Below are 14,596 nucleotides of genomic sequence, written 5' to 3'. Positions count from 1 at the left end.
CCTGGTCGAAGTCGACCAGGCCGGTCCTCTCCAGCACGGTGATGTGATCGAGGACGGTGCCGTTGGCCTGGTCGGCCAGCTGCCGCACCAGGGAGTTCTTGGTGTTGGCGCGGATCTTGGCGATCACCGGGAAGATCTGGCCGTGCGTGACGCGCATGATGTTGACCGCGGTGGTGTCGAACTGCCTGCCCGTGGTCCCGCCCACGGTCGACACGAACTGCTGCTGCTGCGGGGAGGCCAGGTTGGGCAGGGTGATGCCCAGCTCCGGGGCGATCCGGCGGCACGTCGCGTCGAGCCGGGAGTGGCCGGCGACCAGGTGCTCGCCGGCCTCCCTCATCTCCGGTGTCGTCCCCCGTTCCATGGCCAGCAGCCCGAGCGGGTGCTCCCACAGTCCGGCGGCGCGCACCTTCACCACGAAGTCCCGGTCGGCCTCGGTGAGCGGCCCGTAGCGCGTCTCGGCGATGACGCGGGCCTGGGCGCTGCCCGCGTTCCGCACGCCGAGCACGGCCGGGTAGGCGAGCGCGGTGAGGGTGAGGACCAGGGAACCGGCCACGAAGGCCGTCCCCGCCGTGGTGCGCGTGATGCGCATCGTGCCTCCTGGGGCGACGACAGGCTCGGACACCAGGAGGTACGGACGCGGGCCGCGCTCTGATCAGCGCCGCGGGCAGAATCAGCACGCGACGGATGTGTTCTGCGTCTCGTCGGCCGCCGTCACCTCACGTACGACGCCTTCCGCGCGGTCCCCACCACCCGCTCGCCCTCGTCGTGCCGGAGCAGCCCGGCGCCCACCCAGGCGTCCACAGTGGTCCGCACGTGCGCCACCAGGGCACCCTTGCCGCGGAACGGGGCCGCGGCCCAGATCTCGTCGAGCAGCGTGGTGCCGTCCTCCTTCGCCGGGTTGGCGACGCCCGAGTCGGTGCCGCCCAGGACGACCCGGGGTTCCGAGCGGCGCACGTACACGTGCGTCGGATCCTCGGTCCCCTCGGCGAACGGAGCCCACTCGATGCCGTCCAGCGTGTAGTGGAGCGGCTTGCCGGGGACGGGGGTCAGGGAGGGCAGCAGGTCGCCGGAGAGCGACGCGTTGCGGTACAGCCCGACGTTCAGGTGGCCGGTCGCGGCGCTGCGGGCGACCAGGTTGACGGGGCCGTGGAACAGCGCCTGCAGCGACGGGTCGTCGAGCGCCTTCTCCACCCGCAGCCGGAAGGGGACGCCGACGCGCACGGTGTCGCCCCGGCGCCAGGCCCGGGACACCGTGAAGTAGCTGCCGGGCGTCGCGGTCCCCGGCACCGCACGGCCGTTGACGGTGACCCGGAAGCCCGCGGAGGCCCAGGACGGCACGCGCAGCCGCAGCGCGAAGGAGGCGCCGGCGCCGCCGATCACCAGGGTGCTGCCCTGTTCGCGGGGATAGTCCGTGGTCTGCGTGATGGTGACGCCCTTCTCCGCCCAGGTCAGGGTGGAGGGGCTGTAGAGGTTGACGTACAGGGCGCTGCCGTCGGCCGCGGCGAAGTACACCGAGTCCTGGTACTTGGTGGCGCTCTCCATCCCCGTGCCCTCGCAGCAGGTCGTGCCCTGCTTGGGCGTGTAGTCCCGCACGTGACCGGGCGTCAGCCCGATGAAATAGGTGACGAGGGGTTTCTCGGCGTCCGGCTCGTCCTGCTTCGAGCCGAGCACCTGGTTGTACAGCGCCCGCTCGTAGTAGTCCATGTACGCCGGGTCCTGGTCGTGGAAGAACAGGGTCCGGCTCAGCTTGAGCATGTTGTACGCGCAGCAGGTCTCGGCCGTGGCGGCGCCGATCGTGCCGGCGATCACGTCCCGGGCCTTCCAGAACTCGCCGGTGCTGGTGCCGCCGATGGCGTACATGCGGTGCGGTACGACCATGCGCCAGAAGTTCTTCGCCGCGGTGAGGTAGCGCTCCTCGCCCGTCTCGTCGTACAGCCGCACCAGACCGGTGAAGACCGGGATGTGCTGGTTGGCGTGCAGTCCGTCGAGGACGTCGGTGTTCGCGGCGCAGGCGTCGATCAGCCGGTCGAGGTCGAAGAGCCGGGCCAGCGCGAGGTGTTCGGCCCTTCCGGTGAGGGCGTGCAGATCGCAGACCGCTTCGACGATGCCGCCGAACTCCCCGCTGGAGAAGATCCCCCACATGCGTTGCAGCGTGGCGGCGGGCAGCTTCGACAGCCGGGAGTGCATCCAGTCGCCCATGCCCGACGCGAGGTCGAGCGCCCGGTCGTCGCCGGTGGCGAGATGGGCGTCCAGCAGGCCGCGGAGGATCTTGTGTGCGGTGTAGTACGGCGCCCAGACCTTGGTGTAGTCGCTGCCGGTCATCGACTCCAGTTGGATGAACTGGGTCTCCGGGTACGCCGCGAGGAACCCCGGGTGGCTGGGCCCGCCCCAGGTGCGGCGCAGGGTGGCGGTCAGGCCGCGTCCCGAGGCGTCCGCGAAGGTGTCGCCGCGGGTCTCGTCGAAGGCGTACGACGCGAGGTCGCCCCGGCCGGCCGGGGCGTCGGCCGCGCGGCTGCCCTGCAGGGCGGCGATCTCGGCGGCGCTCAGGGCGCGCGACCAGACGTTGAACTCCTCGAAGGCGCCCGCGAAGACCGGGTCGGCGGGGTAGTGCGAGCGGCCGAGCCAGTGGTGGGCGAGCGGGCCGAGGGTCGCCGGCGTCAGGGACATGCCCGTGTTGCGGGCCACGGCCCTGCCGTCGACGTAGAGGGTGCCGGTGCCGTCCGCGAGGGTCACGGCCAGGTGGCTCCACTCGTCCAGGGGCAGCGCGGCCGTGCCGTCGAGGCTCTGCTCGCCCGCGGCACCCCGGTCGGTGATGGCGAAGCGCGGCACGCCGTCGGCGTTGCGGGCGGCGAGGTAGAGATAGCGGTGGGTGTCGTCGCCGAAGTCGAGGACGCGGGCCCAGTCGCCGTCGTGGGTGGGCCTCACCCAGGCGGCCAGCGTGATCGTGGGGGTGTCGGCGAGGACGCCGGCGGGCAGGTCGACGTACTGGTGGGAGCCGCGCACGTTCTCCGCGGCGGTACCGAAGCGGCCTTCCGTGCTCAGCACGACGGGGCCGTGCCGCAGGGCCTCGCGCACCTCGGTCAGCGCTCCGACCATGGTGCCGATCCGCTCGGCGAAGAGCCGCTCCCCGGTCCCCCGGTAGGTCTGCGACAGCATGGTCAGGAAGTGGCCGGTGTAGTGGCCGCGCAGGTTGCCGTTGGCCTCGCCGTCCAGCCCCTCCCAGCCGCCGGGTGCGACCGCGCCGAGGGTGGAGAGGCCGGCGTTGGCACGGAAGACCTGGAGCAGCCGGTTCACGTCGTAACCGCGGGCGTGGTCCAGCATCAGCCGCCGCTTGTCGGCGAAGACGCCCTTGCCGAGTGCCACGTCCTCCAGCTCGAACGGCCGGACGGACCAGGTCGCGGGTGCCGGGAGGGCCCGGGGCGCGGCCGGGGTCCGGGGCGCGGCGCCGGGCCGGCCACCCGCCGCGTAGGCCGGGCCGGGCGTCGTCGCGGCGATCGCGGAGGCCAGCAGGAGGGTCCGCCGGGAGAGGGGCGCTGCCATGTGCTCCTCGTTTCTTCGCTTGTCACGTGAGGGGAGCGGTGTCCAAGTCGTTCGATATATCGATCGATGTTCGAAAGGTCGCCCAGAAGATAGGCAAGGGGCACAGGGGCGTCAACGGTACTGACGAGTTCGGTCAGGAGGACCGCGCCCCGCGCGCGAGCCAGTCGTGGGCCACTCGCGCGGTGAACTCCTCCTGACCGCCCCGCAGCAGCAGCCCGGCGGTGGCGAACTCCGGGGCGTCGGCCTGCGCGGCGACGTACGGGACCGCGATGCAGCGCATGCCGGCGGCGTGCGCCGCGGCGGCCCCCGGGGCGGCGTCCTCGACGACCACGCAGTCGGCGGGGGACGCCCCGAGCCGACGGGCCGCCTCCAGGAAGACGTCGGGGGCCGGCTTGCCGTGCGCGACCTCGTCGGCCGAGACGACGGTGCGCAGGTACGCGTCCAGCCCGGTGCAGGACAGGATCGCCTCGATGGCCTGCGGCGAGGAGCCCGAGGCCACGGCGAGCGGCACCCCCTCGCCCGCGAGCAGCTCGACGAACTTGCGCATCTCGGGGTACGCGCGCGTCGAGGTGCGGGCCAGCTCCAGGTAGCGGCGGTTCTTGGCGGCGAGCAGTTCCCCGACCGGGGCGCGCAGGCCGTAGCGCCGCTTCCAGTCGGCGACCGTCTCCTGGGTGCTGATGCCCACGTACTCCTCGTGATCGGCCCAGGTGAAGTCCGCGACGCCGTACTCGGCGAGGGTCCGCCGGCCCGCCTCGTAGTAGTTCGGCTCGCTGTCCACGAGTGTTCCGTCGAGATCGAAGACGACCGAGATACCGCCGAGTGTGCTCATGGGTCCAGGATGCCAAGGCTCATTTCCGTGCCGTGCGCCCGATCGACTCCACCAGCGGCAGCAGCCGGTGCGGGACGCGCTCGCGCAGGGCGACCTCGCTGCGGGTGCGGACCACGCCGGGCAGGCTGATCAGCTTCTGGATCACGTCCTCCAGGTGCGCGTTGTCCCGGGCCACCACCCGGGTCAGCAGGTCACCGCCGCCCGTGATGGAGAAGGCCTCGACGATCTCCGGCACGGCGGCCAGCGCCTCGCCCACCTCGTCCAGGTGGCCCTGGGTGACCTCGATGTGCACGAACGCGAGCACGGGATGGCCCAGCGCGGCGGGGGAGAGGGACGGCGCGGTGCCGGTGATCACGCCGTCGCGCTCCAGCCGGTCCAGCCGGGCCTGGAGCGTCCCGCGCGCGATCCCGAGGAGGCGGGCGTACTCGCGCACGCTGGTGCGCGGCTGCTCCAGCAGCAGTCGCAGGATGCGGGTGTCGAGTTCGTCGACGGCCATGGAGTCCCGGTTCCTCTCGTCGGCCAATGGCCCTTCGGTGGCCGTGGAAGAGCCGTGATCACTGTACCAATGGACCAATTACAGGAGCAGCAGTTGAGCCACTGGTGGAAGGGATGCTCATATGGAGGGGTCGATGGCGCTGCGGATCCCGCGGCGCCTTTTTCATGTCGTGATGGTCGGGTCAGTGTGCGAGGGGGCGGTAATCAGTGCTGAAGAGGGTGTTCGTGAGCCCGGACCCGGGGCGGGCGCGGCTGCGCTTCGCCGCGCGGGCCGTCGTCGGCATCGGGCTGGCCGTCGTCGTCTGCGGCCTGGCAGGCATCTCCCTGGTGGGCACCGTCGTCGGCGGGCTCGCCGCGCTGCTGGCCCTGTTCACCGTCACCGACGCCACCGTGCGCGGCCAGGCGGTCACCACCGCGCTGCTGCCGGTGGTGGGGCTGCCCGTGCTGACCGCAGCGGCCGCACTGCACGACCATCCCGTGGCCCGTGACCTCGCCTTCCTCGCCGTGGTCGGCGCGGGCGTGTACGCCCGGCGCTGGGGTCCGCGCGGTCACAGCCTCGGCGTGTTCGCGTTCATGACCTTCTTCATCGCCCAGTTCCTGCACGCGACCGTCGGCCGGCTGCCCGAGATGCACGCCGCCGTGCTGCTGTCCGTGGCGACGGCCGCGGCGGTCCGCTTCGGCCTGTGGTGCTACGAGCGCCGCCTGCCCCCGTCCGCCGTGCCCGCCCCGCCCGGCGGCACCGGGCTCGCCCGCATCACCACCCGCCAGGCCGTCCAGGCCACCGTCGGCGCGGGCTTCGCGCTGGTCGTGGGACAGCTGGTGTCCGGTGACCGCTGGTACTGGGCCGTCGGCGCCACCTGGTGGGTCTTCGTCAACACCACCTCGCGCGGCGAGACCCTGGTCCGCGGCTTCCGGCGGGTGCTCGGCACGGTCGTCGGCATCGGCCTCGGCTTCCTGATCGCCGTTCCCGTCGCCGGGTCCGCGGTGCCCACGGCCGTGCTCGCCGCCGCCTGCGTCTTCGGCATCTTCTACACCGCGGCGGTCTCCTACACCTGGATGATGCTCTGCGTGACCCTGCTCGCCGAGCTGCTCTACGGCCTCCTCGGTGTCCTCGGTCCCGGGCTGCTCGCCCTGCGGTTCGCCGAGACCGGCGTCGGCGCGCTCGGTGCCGTGCTCGCGGTGCTCCTCGTCCTGCCCGTCACCACCCACGCCGTCACCGACGCCTGGATCCAGCGGGCCCTGCGCTGCGTCCACGCCTGCACCGCCGAGGCCGCCGCCCGCCTCGCCGGCACGGAGGGCGCCGACCCGGCGCCCCGCGTGGCCGAACTGGAGCAGCTGCTCGGCCGGGTCCGGCTCTCGGTCGCCCCGCTCGTGCACCCGCTCAACCCCATGCGCGGCCGCAAGCGCCGCGCCCGGCAGGTGCTCGCCCTGCTCGACGACTGCGCCCGGGAGATCCGCGGCCTGGTCGCCGTCGCCGCCGACCCGGAGGCCTCGCACGACGCCCGCCTGGCCGCCGCCTGCTGGCGTGTCGAGACCGCGGTCGAGGCCCTCACCGGCGGCGGAGCCGTCCCCGCCCACCAGGAACGGCCGCTCGCCGCCGAAGGGGCCCTGGCCCACCTCCACGGCCTGGAACGCGCCCTGGCCGAACTCGCCGCCCCCCTGCGCGGCCCGTCCGGCTCCCCGCTGGTCGGCGCCTGACCCGACGCGGCCGTGCCACCCATTTGGTCTAGACCGCCTGTGACCGGCTGCTACGGTCGCTCCAGGGCGACGACCAGTCGGCACACGGACACGGTGCCCGGCGAGGCACGGGACGAGAGGGGCCAGCGGTGGCGGACGGTGGCAGGCGGCAGCGGCGGGCGTTCATCGGGTCGTTCACGGCGGCCGGGGGCCCCGGGATCGTGACGGCGGCCGTCACCCCCGACGAGGGCGCACTGACGGTCCTGAGCAGCGTGGACAGCGTTCCCGACCCCTCCTACCTGGCCCTCGCCCCCGACGGCGGCACGCTCTACGCCGTCAGCGAGACCGCCGAGGGGGCCGTGGCCGCGTACCGCGTCGACGGGGACACGCCCGAGCCGGCCGGGCGGCCGGTGCCCGTCGGGGGCGACGGACCGACCCACCTCAGCCTGTTCGCCGGACACGTCCTGACCGCCAACTACAACTCCGGAAGCGTCACCGCCGTGCCGGTCCGCTCCGACGGCACCCTCGCCCGGTCCGCGTCCGGCGTGCTCCAGCACACCGGCTCCGGCCCTCACGCCCAGCGCCAGCAGGGACCGCACGCCCACCAGGTGCAGCCCGACCCCAGCGGGCGGTGGGCCGTCAGCGTGGACCTCGGCACCGACTCGGTGCGGGTCTGCACCCTGGTGGACGGCGCCCTCGCCGTCCACCGGGAGATCGCGCTGCGCCCCGGCTCGGGACCCCGGCACCTGGCCTTCCACCCGGACGGCACCCACGCCTACGTGGCCAACGAACTCGCCCCGACCGTCACCGTCTGCCGGTGGGACGCCGCCGAGGGCACGCTGCGGCCGCTCACCGAGGTTCCGGTGCTGCCCGGCGCCCCGGCCGGCGACGCCTACCCGTCGGGCATCGTCGCCTCGTCCGACGGCCGTTTCGTGTGGACCGCGACCCGCGGGGAGGACGTGCTGTCCGTGTTCGCCGTCGAACCCGACGCGCTGCGGCTGGCCGCCACCGTCCCCTGCGGCGGCCACTGGCCACGGGAGATCACCGTGTCGGACGGCTTCCTCTACGCGGCCAACGAACGCTCCGGGGACGTCACCTGGTTCGCCCTCGACCCGGCGACGGGCGTGCCCCGCCGCACCGGTTCGCTCGCGGTCGCGGCGGCGTCCTGCGTGGTCTTCGGCTGACGTTCCGCCGCCCCGCGGACACGGCGGAGGGTCCGCCCCCGTACCGGGGCGGACCCTTGCGGCCGTACGTGCCGTGGTCGTGCGGGCGCCGTCCGCCTCAGCGGACCGGCGTGCCCTGCGGCTGCTGTGCCGAGATGCCCAGCGCCGTCGTGTACTTCGCCAGCGCCAGCTTGCCGATCGCCGGGTACGGGCCGAGCGGCTCGGCGGCGGAGCAGCCCGCCTCCGCGGCGGCCTCCTCCAGCAGGGCCGCGTCGATCTCCGGGCCGATCAGGTACGGCGCGAGCGCCAGCTGCTGCGAACCCGAGGACCGCAGCTGCTCGGCCACGGACGCGATCGAGCCCTCCTGGTCCAGCGCCGCCGCCATCACCGGCACGGCGAGGCGCGCGGCCAGCAGCATGCCGGTGATCCCGGCCGCCTGCACGGCCTCCTCGCCACCCACGGAGGCCAGGATGATGCCGTCCGCGGCGGTCGCCACGGTGAACAGACGGGCCCGGTCGGCGCGGGCCAGACCGGCCTCGGAGAGCCGCACGTGCAGCGCCTCCGCCAACAGCGGGTGCGGACCGAGCACGTCGGTCAGCTCGGCCGCGACCCGGCTGTCCATCACGGCCTGCCGGATCCGGCGCAGCAGCGCGCCGTCCGGACCGGCGAGCAGCGGCACGACGACGGCGACGGGTCCCTCGGGTTCCTTGACCTCCAGGCCGGCGTCGCGCGCCTGCTCGTAACGGGCCGTGCGTTCCTCGGCGGCCCGCGCCAGCACGGTCGGCAGCGCCGGGAACTCCTCGTCGTCGCCGTCGAGGTATCCGATGCGGGCGTCGACGCCGGGCAGCTCGGAGCGGGCGATGCTCACGATCTCGTCGGCGAGGCCCCGGGTGGCGCCACTGGGCGTGCCCGGCACCGCGAGGACGAGCGCGGGCGCGCCCTCGGGAGCCACCAGAGGCTCGGGTCGGCGGTGCCGCCCGGGCTGTCGGGGGCGCGGCATTCGTACTGGCAGGCCGGACGCGGGCCCAGTGGGGGAGCTCATGGCGCCGCATGTTACTGGTTTCCCGGGCTCCCCTGTTCGGGGAGGGTGCGGGTGCGCGGTATCCGTCCGGTTTTGTCTGATGACCGATGTACGGATCGGACGACATCGGTACGATTCCCCTCTCCGGGGGACGGTTGTCAGCCGCCCGGAACCGTCGTCACGAACAGCATCCGTTCATCGCCCGGAAGGGTGAGGGAACCGGTCGCCAGGTCGGTCGCGATGCGCACGGAACCGTGCAGCGGATCACCCTCGGCCGCCACCCGCCGCGCATGCGGAAGCCGCTTCTCCAGCTCCTCCCGCAGCGGTACGACCAGCGGGTCGCCCATCTTCAGCAGACCGCCGGTGACGGCGATCCGGGGCTCGCCCCGCGGCGGGCAGACCGCGGCGGCCGAGTCGGCCAGGTGCCGGGCGGCGGCGCGCAGGATGCCCCGGGCGACGGGGTCGGCGTCCGCGCAGGCGGCCACCTCGGGCGCGAAGGAGGCGAGGACCGCCGGACGGTCGGGACGCGGATACAGCGCCCCGGGCAGCCCGGCGACCGGCCCGAACCGCTCCTCGGCGCGCTCCAGCAGCGGGACGGAACCACCCTCCCGTCCGTCGTGGGCGCGCAGCGCCGCCTCCAGGCCGGCCCGTCCGATCCAGGCGCCGCCGCCGCAGTCGCCCAGCAGATGCCCCCAGCCGTCCGCCCGGTGCCAGCGGGTCAGGTCGGTGCCGGTCGCGATCAGACCCGTACCGGCGGCCACCACGGCACCGGCGCGCGGGCCGAGGGCGCCGACGTAGGCGGTGACGGCGTCGGCGACCAGCGCGACCGTCCGCGCACCCAGCTCCCGGCCCAGGGCGTCCGGCAGTTCGGCGCGCAGGGCGTCGCCCAGGGTGGCGAGCCCGGCGGCCCCGACGACGACGGTGCCGATCCGGTTCACGCCGGTCTCCCCGGTCAGCGCCCGGGCCATGGGCACCAGTTGTTCCAGCAGGTGCCCGGGGTCGATGCCGCGCGTCCCGGTGCGCACGGGCTCCCGCGACGCACGCCGCCCCAGCGGGCCCCGCCCGTTCTCCCCGGCGGTGCCGACGACGACGCGGAGCCCGGAACCACCGGAGTCCACGGCCAGGAAACCGGGACCGGCCGCCGCGTCGGGCACAGGACGCACCGTGTTCCTCCCTCTGCGATGACCGGCTGGGCGAGCTGTCCGGCCGCCGGCCGACGTCGATGAGGAGGAAGAGTAGCGTCCGGTGGCGCGGCGGGCCCCGCGGGGCCGGTCCGCCGGTACGGGCTGTCGGTACGGACTGTCGGTGTCGGCCAGTAGAGTGACGCAGCGTGGCACCACGACCGTTGCATGAACTTGTTGAAGCCGGCTGGGCGAAGGCCCTGGACCCGGTCGCCGGACGTATCGCGGGCATGGGTGACTTCCTGCGCGCCGAGGTGGCGGCGGGCCGGACCTACCTCCCGTCGGGGGCGAACGTCCTGCGGGCGTTCCAGCAGCCTTTCGACGACGTACGGGTCCTGATCGTCGGTCAGGACCCCTACCCGACGCCGGGCATGGCGATCGGCCTGAGTTTCGCGGTCTCGCCGGAGGTGCGGTCGCTGCCGGGCAGCCTGGAGAACATCTACCGGGAGATGCACACGGACCTGGGCCTGCCCAGGCCCTCCAACGGTGATCTGACCCCGTGGACCCGCCAGGGCGTGCTGCTGCTGAACAGGGCGCTGACCACGGCCCCACGCAAGCCGGGAGCACACCGCGGCAAGGGCTGGGAGGAGGTCACGGAGCAGGCCATCCGCGCCCTCGCCGCGCGCGGCAAGCCGCTGGTGTCCATCCTGTGGGGACGCGACGCGCGCAATCTGCGCCCCCTGCTCGGGGACTATCCGGCGATCGAGTCGGCGCACCCCTCACCGATGTCCGCGGACCGGGGCTTCTTCGGCTCCCGTCCCTTCAGCCGCGCCAACGACCTCCTGATGCGGCAGGGAGCCGAGCCGGTGGACTGGCGACTGCCGTAGGGCGTCGGCGGTCCGCGCCCGCGAGGGCGTGACGCACCGGTGTCACCCCGCCCGCCGGGGCGACACCGTTCGACCGGCGGGGCAGGTCATGCGACGACCGCGGCCCGCACGCACAGCACGTCCGGCAGGTGGGAGGCCAGCTGCCGCCAGGTGTCGCCGTCGTCGGCCGAGGCGAACACCTCGCCGTTGCGGTTGCCGAAGTACACACCGGCCTGCTCCGCGTCGTCCGTGCTCATCGCGTCGCGCAGCACCGTGCCGTAGTGGTCCTCCTGCGGCAGGCCCGCCGTCAGCGGCTCCCAGCTCTTGCCCGCGTCGGCCGTGCGGAACACCCGGCAGCGGCGGCCGGCCGGTACCCGGTCCGCGTCGGCGTTGATCGGGAAGACGTACGCCGTGTCGCCGCGGTGCGGATGGGCGGCCACCGCGAAACCGAACGTGGACGGCAGCCCCTCGCCGATGTCCGTCCAGTGGGCGCCCGCGTCGTCGCTGCGGTACACCCCCCAGTGGTTCTGCAGATAGAGCCGGTCCGGGGTGACCGCGTCCCGCGCGACCTTGTGCACGCACTGGCCGAACTCCGGGTTCGGATCCGGCAGGAACACCGCGGAGACCCCCGAGTTGGACGGCGCCCAGCTCGCGCCGCCGTCGGTGGTGCGGAAGACGCCCGCGGTCGAGACGGCGACCGTCACCGCGTCCGGGTCGCGCCGGTCGGTGAGGACGGTGTGCAGCCCCTCGCCGCCGCCGCCCGGCACCCACCGCGACCGCGTGGGGTGCTCCCACAGCGGACGCACCAGCTCGAAGCTCTCCCCGCGGTCCTCCGACCGGTACAGCGCCGCCGGTTCCGTGCCGGCGTACACGACGTCCGGCTCCGCGGCGGACGGGTGCAGCTGCCACACGCGCTCCAGCGAGGCACCCGTGTCCTTGGGGAACCTGACGGCCGGCCGCGCCGGTTCCGTCCAGGTCCGGCCCAGGTCGTCGGAGTGGAACACGGACGGGCCCCAGTGCGCGCTGTCGCCGCCGGCCAGCAGCCGCGGCGTGGCGCCGCGGGTGTCGACGGCGACCGAGTAGACGGCCTGCGCGTTGAAGTAGGGACTCTCGTCGAACTCCCAGGTGCCACCCCGCCGGCGCCCGATGAACAGGCCCTTGCGGGTGCCCACGGCGAGCAGTACCTCGGTCATGCCGATCACCTCCGCGGCGTCGCCGTCGACGCCTTCGTCTCGGACACCGGCCAGTCTGCACCCCGCCACTGACAGTCACCTCTCCGAAGGCCCCCGTCGCAGGTCGAAGCGGTGGTGTCGGGCCCGGTGAGGTGCCCGGGCGGGCCGCTCAGGCCTCGTCCGGCAGCGCCCGCCCCAGGATGCCGCCGAGATCGGCCCCGTCCGGGAGCGTGCCGAAGGCGTGTCCCCAGTCGCCGCCCAGCCGGCTCGCGCAGAAGGCGTCGGCGACGGCGGGCGGGGCGTGCCGGACGAGGAGGGACGCCTGGAGGGTGAGGGCCATCAGTTCCACCAGGCGGCGGGCGCCGGTCTCGGACGCGGACGCCAGCCCCGACTCCAGCCGGACCACGGCCGCGTCCAGCCGGGCGTCCGCCCCGCGCGCGAGGGCCAGCTCCCCGAAGAGGGCGTGCGCGGTCTCGGGTGAGCGGCCCAGCGCCCGCAGTACGTCGAGGGCGTTGACGTTCCCCGAGCCCTCCCAGATCGACAGCAGCGGCGCCTCGCGGTAGTGGCGGGGCATGCCGGACTCCTCCACGTAGCCGTTGCCGCCCAGGCACTCCAGGGCCTCCGCGGTGAACGCCGGGCCCCGCTTGGTCACCCAGTACTTGCCGACGGCGGTGGCGATCCGCCGGAAGGCCGCCTCCCCGGCGTCCCCGCGCACCGCCCGGTCGGCGGCGCCGGCCAGCCGCAGGGTGAGCGTCGTGGCGGCCTCCGACTCCAGCGCCAGGTCGGCCAGGACGTTGCGCATCAGAGGCTGGTCGATCAGCCGGGCGCCGAACGCGCGGCGGTGCCGTACGTGGTGACCGGCCTCGACGAGCGTCTTGCGCATCAGCGTCGCCGACGCCATCACGCAGTCCAGCCGGGTGCAGTTGACCATCTCGATGATCGTCTTGACGCCCTGTCCCTCGGGCCCCACCAGCCAGGCGACCGTCCCGTCGAACTCCGGCTCCGAGGAGGCGTTGGACCGGTTGCCGAGCTTGTCCTTCAGCCGCTGGATGCGGAAGGTGTTGCGGCTGCCGTCGGGCAGCACGCGCGGCACCAGGAAGCAGGAGAGCCCGCCGGGGGCCTGGGCCAGCACGAGGAACACGTCGCACATCGGCGCCGACGTGAACCACTTGTGCCCGCGCAGCGTGTAGACGCCGGGTTCGGCGGTCGGCGTGGCCGCCGTGGTGTTGGTCCGCACGTCCGAGCCGCCCTGCTTCTCGGTCATCCCCATGCCGGCCAGCAGACCGCGCTTCTCGGTGGGCATGCGCAGGCCGGGCTCGTACTCCCGGCTGGTCAGCAGCGGCTCGTAGACCTTCGCCAGCTCCGGCTGCCGGCGCAGCGCCGGGACGGCCGCGTACGTCATCGACGTCGGGCAGCCGTGACCCGCCTCCGTATGTCCCCAGACGAGTCCGCCGGCGGTCCGCGCGACGTGGGCGCCCGGCCGGTCGTCCGCCCAGGCGGAGGCGGCGAGGCCCTCGCCGACCGCCACGCTCATCAGGTGGTGCCAGCTCGGGTGGTACTCGACCTCGTCGATCCGGTTCCCGTACCGGTCGTGGGTGCGCAGCACGGGCTCGTGCCGGTTGGCCAGCTCGCCCCACTCCTGGGCCTGGACGCTGCCCGCCCGCAGACCGAGCCGCCGCAGCCCCTCCTCGGCCCACCCCGCGCCCTCCCGTCGCAACCCCTCCAGCAGGGCCGCGTCCTCGGAGGCGTCGTACGGGGCCGGGGGAGGGGGCTGGTTGGTGACGTCGTGCGTGGCGTACGCGGCGTACCCCTCGGGCCGGTCCGCGGGTCCCTCGTACTCGTACGGCCCCTGCGCGCGTGTCGTCATACGGCGAGTGTTGCACTGTCTCGACAGTCGCAGCAATAGTGCAACACGCCGGGCGCGCACGTACAGTACGTGCCGTGTCCCCGCGGAAGAACGACCCCGCGCCCCCGGGCGAGCTCGCGCTGCGCCCGCTGTCCGCGCGGTCGGTCGTGCTGAGCCTGCTGCTCGGCACCCATCCGGCCGAGCTGCCGGTGAAGGACCTGGTGCGCCTAGTGGAGCGCTTCGACGTCGGCGGGTCCACCGTGCGGGCGGCGCTCAGCCGGATGGCGAACGCCGGCGACCTGCGGCGCACGGACACCGGGTACCGCCTCGGCGACCGGCTGCTGGAGCGGCAGCGGCGCCAGGACGAGGCGGTACGCCCGCACACGCGCGTGTGGGACGGCGACTGGGAGATGGTCGTGATCACCGCGACCGGACGCGGCCCCGCCGAACGCGCCGGGCTGCGCACCCGGCTGGCCGGCCTGCGCCTGGCCGAACTCCGCGAGGGCGTGTGGCTGCGCCCCGCCAACCTGAGCCGCCCGCTGCCCGGCGACCTCGACACGGTGGCCGAGCGCTGCACCGCCCGCCCCGAGCGGCCGGCCGGCGAACTGGCCGCGGACCTGTGGCCGCTGGACGCCTGGTCCGCGACGGCCCGGGCGCTGCTCGTCCACGTCGACGGAGTGCGGCGGCCGGCCGACCGGCTCACCGCCTTCGCGGCCGTCGTGCGCCATCTGCTCGCCGACCCGGTCCTGCCGCCGGACCTCCTCCCGCCCGACTGGCCGGGCGCCGCCCTGCGCGAGGCGTACACGGACTACCAGCGGGAGCAGGCCGGTCAGGTCCGGGCGGGCGCCGCCCGGACCTGACCGGCG

The 14,596-nt window shown here is 74.2% G+C and carries 12 protein-coding genes; 4 read left to right on the top strand and 8 right to left on the bottom strand.

Annotation, left to right across the window (positions count from 1 at the left end):
- The 4 genes from ACIRFH_RS09570 to ACIRFH_RS09555 all read right to left on the bottom strand — a co-directional run.
- A partial coding sequence (locus ACIRFH_RS09570) for a DUF4142 domain-containing protein (RefSeq protein ID WP_403518548.1) occupies positions 1 to 589 on the bottom strand: 589 nt, incomplete at its 3' end.
- A gap of 122 nt (positions 590 to 711) precedes the next feature.
- On the bottom strand, positions 712 to 3,540 hold the full coding sequence (locus ACIRFH_RS09565; RefSeq protein ID WP_403518546.1) for a beta-L-arabinofuranosidase domain-containing protein: 2,829 nt from the start codon (positions 3,538 to 3,540) through the stop codon (positions 712 to 714).
- 133 nt (positions 3,541 to 3,673) lie between these two features.
- Positions 3,674 to 4,369 (bottom strand): HAD family hydrolase, encoded by a 696-nt coding sequence (locus tag ACIRFH_RS09560; RefSeq protein ID WP_403518544.1) that lies wholly within the window; start codon positions 4,367 to 4,369, stop codon positions 3,674 to 3,676.
- A gap of 19 nt (positions 4,370 to 4,388) precedes the next feature.
- A complete protein-coding gene (locus ACIRFH_RS09555; RefSeq protein ID WP_403518542.1) occupies positions 4,389 to 4,865 on the bottom strand; it encodes an Lrp/AsnC family transcriptional regulator in 477 nt (158 codons plus the stop codon).
- Positions 4,866 to 5,071: 206 nt separating this feature from the next.
- Here ACIRFH_RS09555 and ACIRFH_RS09550 point away from each other — a divergent pair, with 206 nt between their 5' ends.
- Together ACIRFH_RS09550 and ACIRFH_RS09545 are read left to right on the top strand one after the other, a co-directional pair.
- Positions 5,072 to 6,562, top strand: coding sequence for an FUSC family protein (locus ACIRFH_RS09550; protein WP_403518540.1), 1,491 nt, complete (start codon positions 5,072 to 5,074; stop codon positions 6,560 to 6,562).
- Positions 6,563 to 6,690: 128 nt separating this feature from the next.
- Positions 6,691 to 7,725, top strand: a complete 1,035-nt coding sequence (locus ACIRFH_RS09545) for a lactonase family protein (protein WP_403518539.1) — start codon at positions 6,691 to 6,693, stop codon at positions 7,723 to 7,725.
- A 97-nt stretch (positions 7,726 to 7,822) separates the two neighbouring features.
- Here ACIRFH_RS09545 and ACIRFH_RS09540 read toward each other — a convergent pair whose 3' ends face one another.
- Both ACIRFH_RS09540 and ACIRFH_RS09535 read right to left on the bottom strand, forming a co-directional pair.
- Entirely contained in the window at positions 7,823 to 8,746 is a 924-nt protein-coding gene (locus tag ACIRFH_RS09540; protein WP_403518537.1) for a sirohydrochlorin chelatase, read from the bottom strand.
- 137 nt (positions 8,747 to 8,883) lie between these two features.
- The gene (locus ACIRFH_RS09535; RefSeq protein ID WP_403518535.1) at positions 8,884 to 9,888 is read right to left on the bottom strand and encodes an N-acetylglucosamine kinase; all 1,005 of its coding nucleotides are present in this window, start codon (positions 9,886 to 9,888) and stop codon (positions 8,884 to 8,886) included.
- A 167-nt stretch (positions 9,889 to 10,055) separates the two neighbouring features.
- On the opposite strand from ACIRFH_RS09535, the gene ACIRFH_RS09530 reads away from it, so the two are divergent.
- Entirely contained in the window at positions 10,056 to 10,733 is a 678-nt protein-coding gene (locus ACIRFH_RS09530; protein ID WP_403518533.1) for a uracil-DNA glycosylase, read from the top strand.
- Between the two features lie 86 nt (positions 10,734 to 10,819).
- Here the strand turns inward: ACIRFH_RS09530 and ACIRFH_RS09525 are convergent, their stop codons facing one another.
- Positions 10,820 to 11,974, bottom strand: coding sequence for a WD40/YVTN/BNR-like repeat-containing protein (locus tag ACIRFH_RS09525; RefSeq protein ID WP_403518531.1), 1,155 nt, complete (start codon positions 11,972 to 11,974; stop codon positions 10,820 to 10,822).
- Between the two features lie 79 nt (positions 11,975 to 12,053).
- Positions 12,054 to 13,751 carry a DNA alkylation response protein gene (locus ACIRFH_RS09520; RefSeq protein WP_403518529.1) on the bottom strand — a complete coding sequence of 566 codons (1,698 nt, stop codon included), beginning with the start codon at positions 13,749 to 13,751 and terminating at the stop codon, positions 12,054 to 12,056.
- Between the two features lie 74 nt (positions 13,752 to 13,825).
- Here ACIRFH_RS09520 and ACIRFH_RS09515 point away from each other — a divergent pair, with 74 nt between their 5' ends.
- Positions 13,826 to 14,590: a PaaX family transcriptional regulator C-terminal domain-containing protein gene (locus tag ACIRFH_RS09515; protein ID WP_403518527.1), complete on the top strand. Its 765-nt coding sequence runs from the start codon at positions 13,826 to 13,828 to the stop codon at positions 14,588 to 14,590.
- Positions 14,591 to 14,596 lie beyond the last annotated feature (6 nt).

Origin of the sequence: Streptomyces sp. NPDC093586, assembly GCF_044764905.1 — a bacterium.
GTDB lineage: Bacteria > Actinomycetota > Actinomycetes > Streptomycetales > Streptomycetaceae > Streptomyces.
This window is presented reverse-complemented; position numbering and strand designations above follow the sequence as displayed.

What these genes read in the sequence shown, in the direction of transcription:
- ACIRFH_RS09565 (WP_403518546.1), bottom strand. Translation starts at nt 3,540, where the DNA reads ATGGCAGCGCCCCTCTCCCGGCGGACCCTCCTGCTGGCCTCCGCGATC.
- ACIRFH_RS09560 (WP_403518544.1), bottom strand. Translation starts at nt 4,369, where the DNA reads ATGAGCACACTCGGCGGTATCTCGGTCGTCTTCGATCTCGACGGAACA.
- ACIRFH_RS09555 (WP_403518542.1), bottom strand. Translation starts at nt 4,865, where the DNA reads ATGGCCGTCGACGAACTCGACACCCGCATCCTGCGACTGCTGCTGGAG.
- ACIRFH_RS09540 (WP_403518537.1), bottom strand. Translation starts at nt 8,746, where the DNA reads ATGAGCTCCCCCACTGGGCCCGCGTCCGGCCTGCCAGTACGAATGCCG.
- ACIRFH_RS09520 (WP_403518529.1), bottom strand. Translation starts at nt 13,751, where the DNA reads ATGACGACACGCGCGCAGGGGCCGTACGAGTACGAGGGACCCGCGGAC.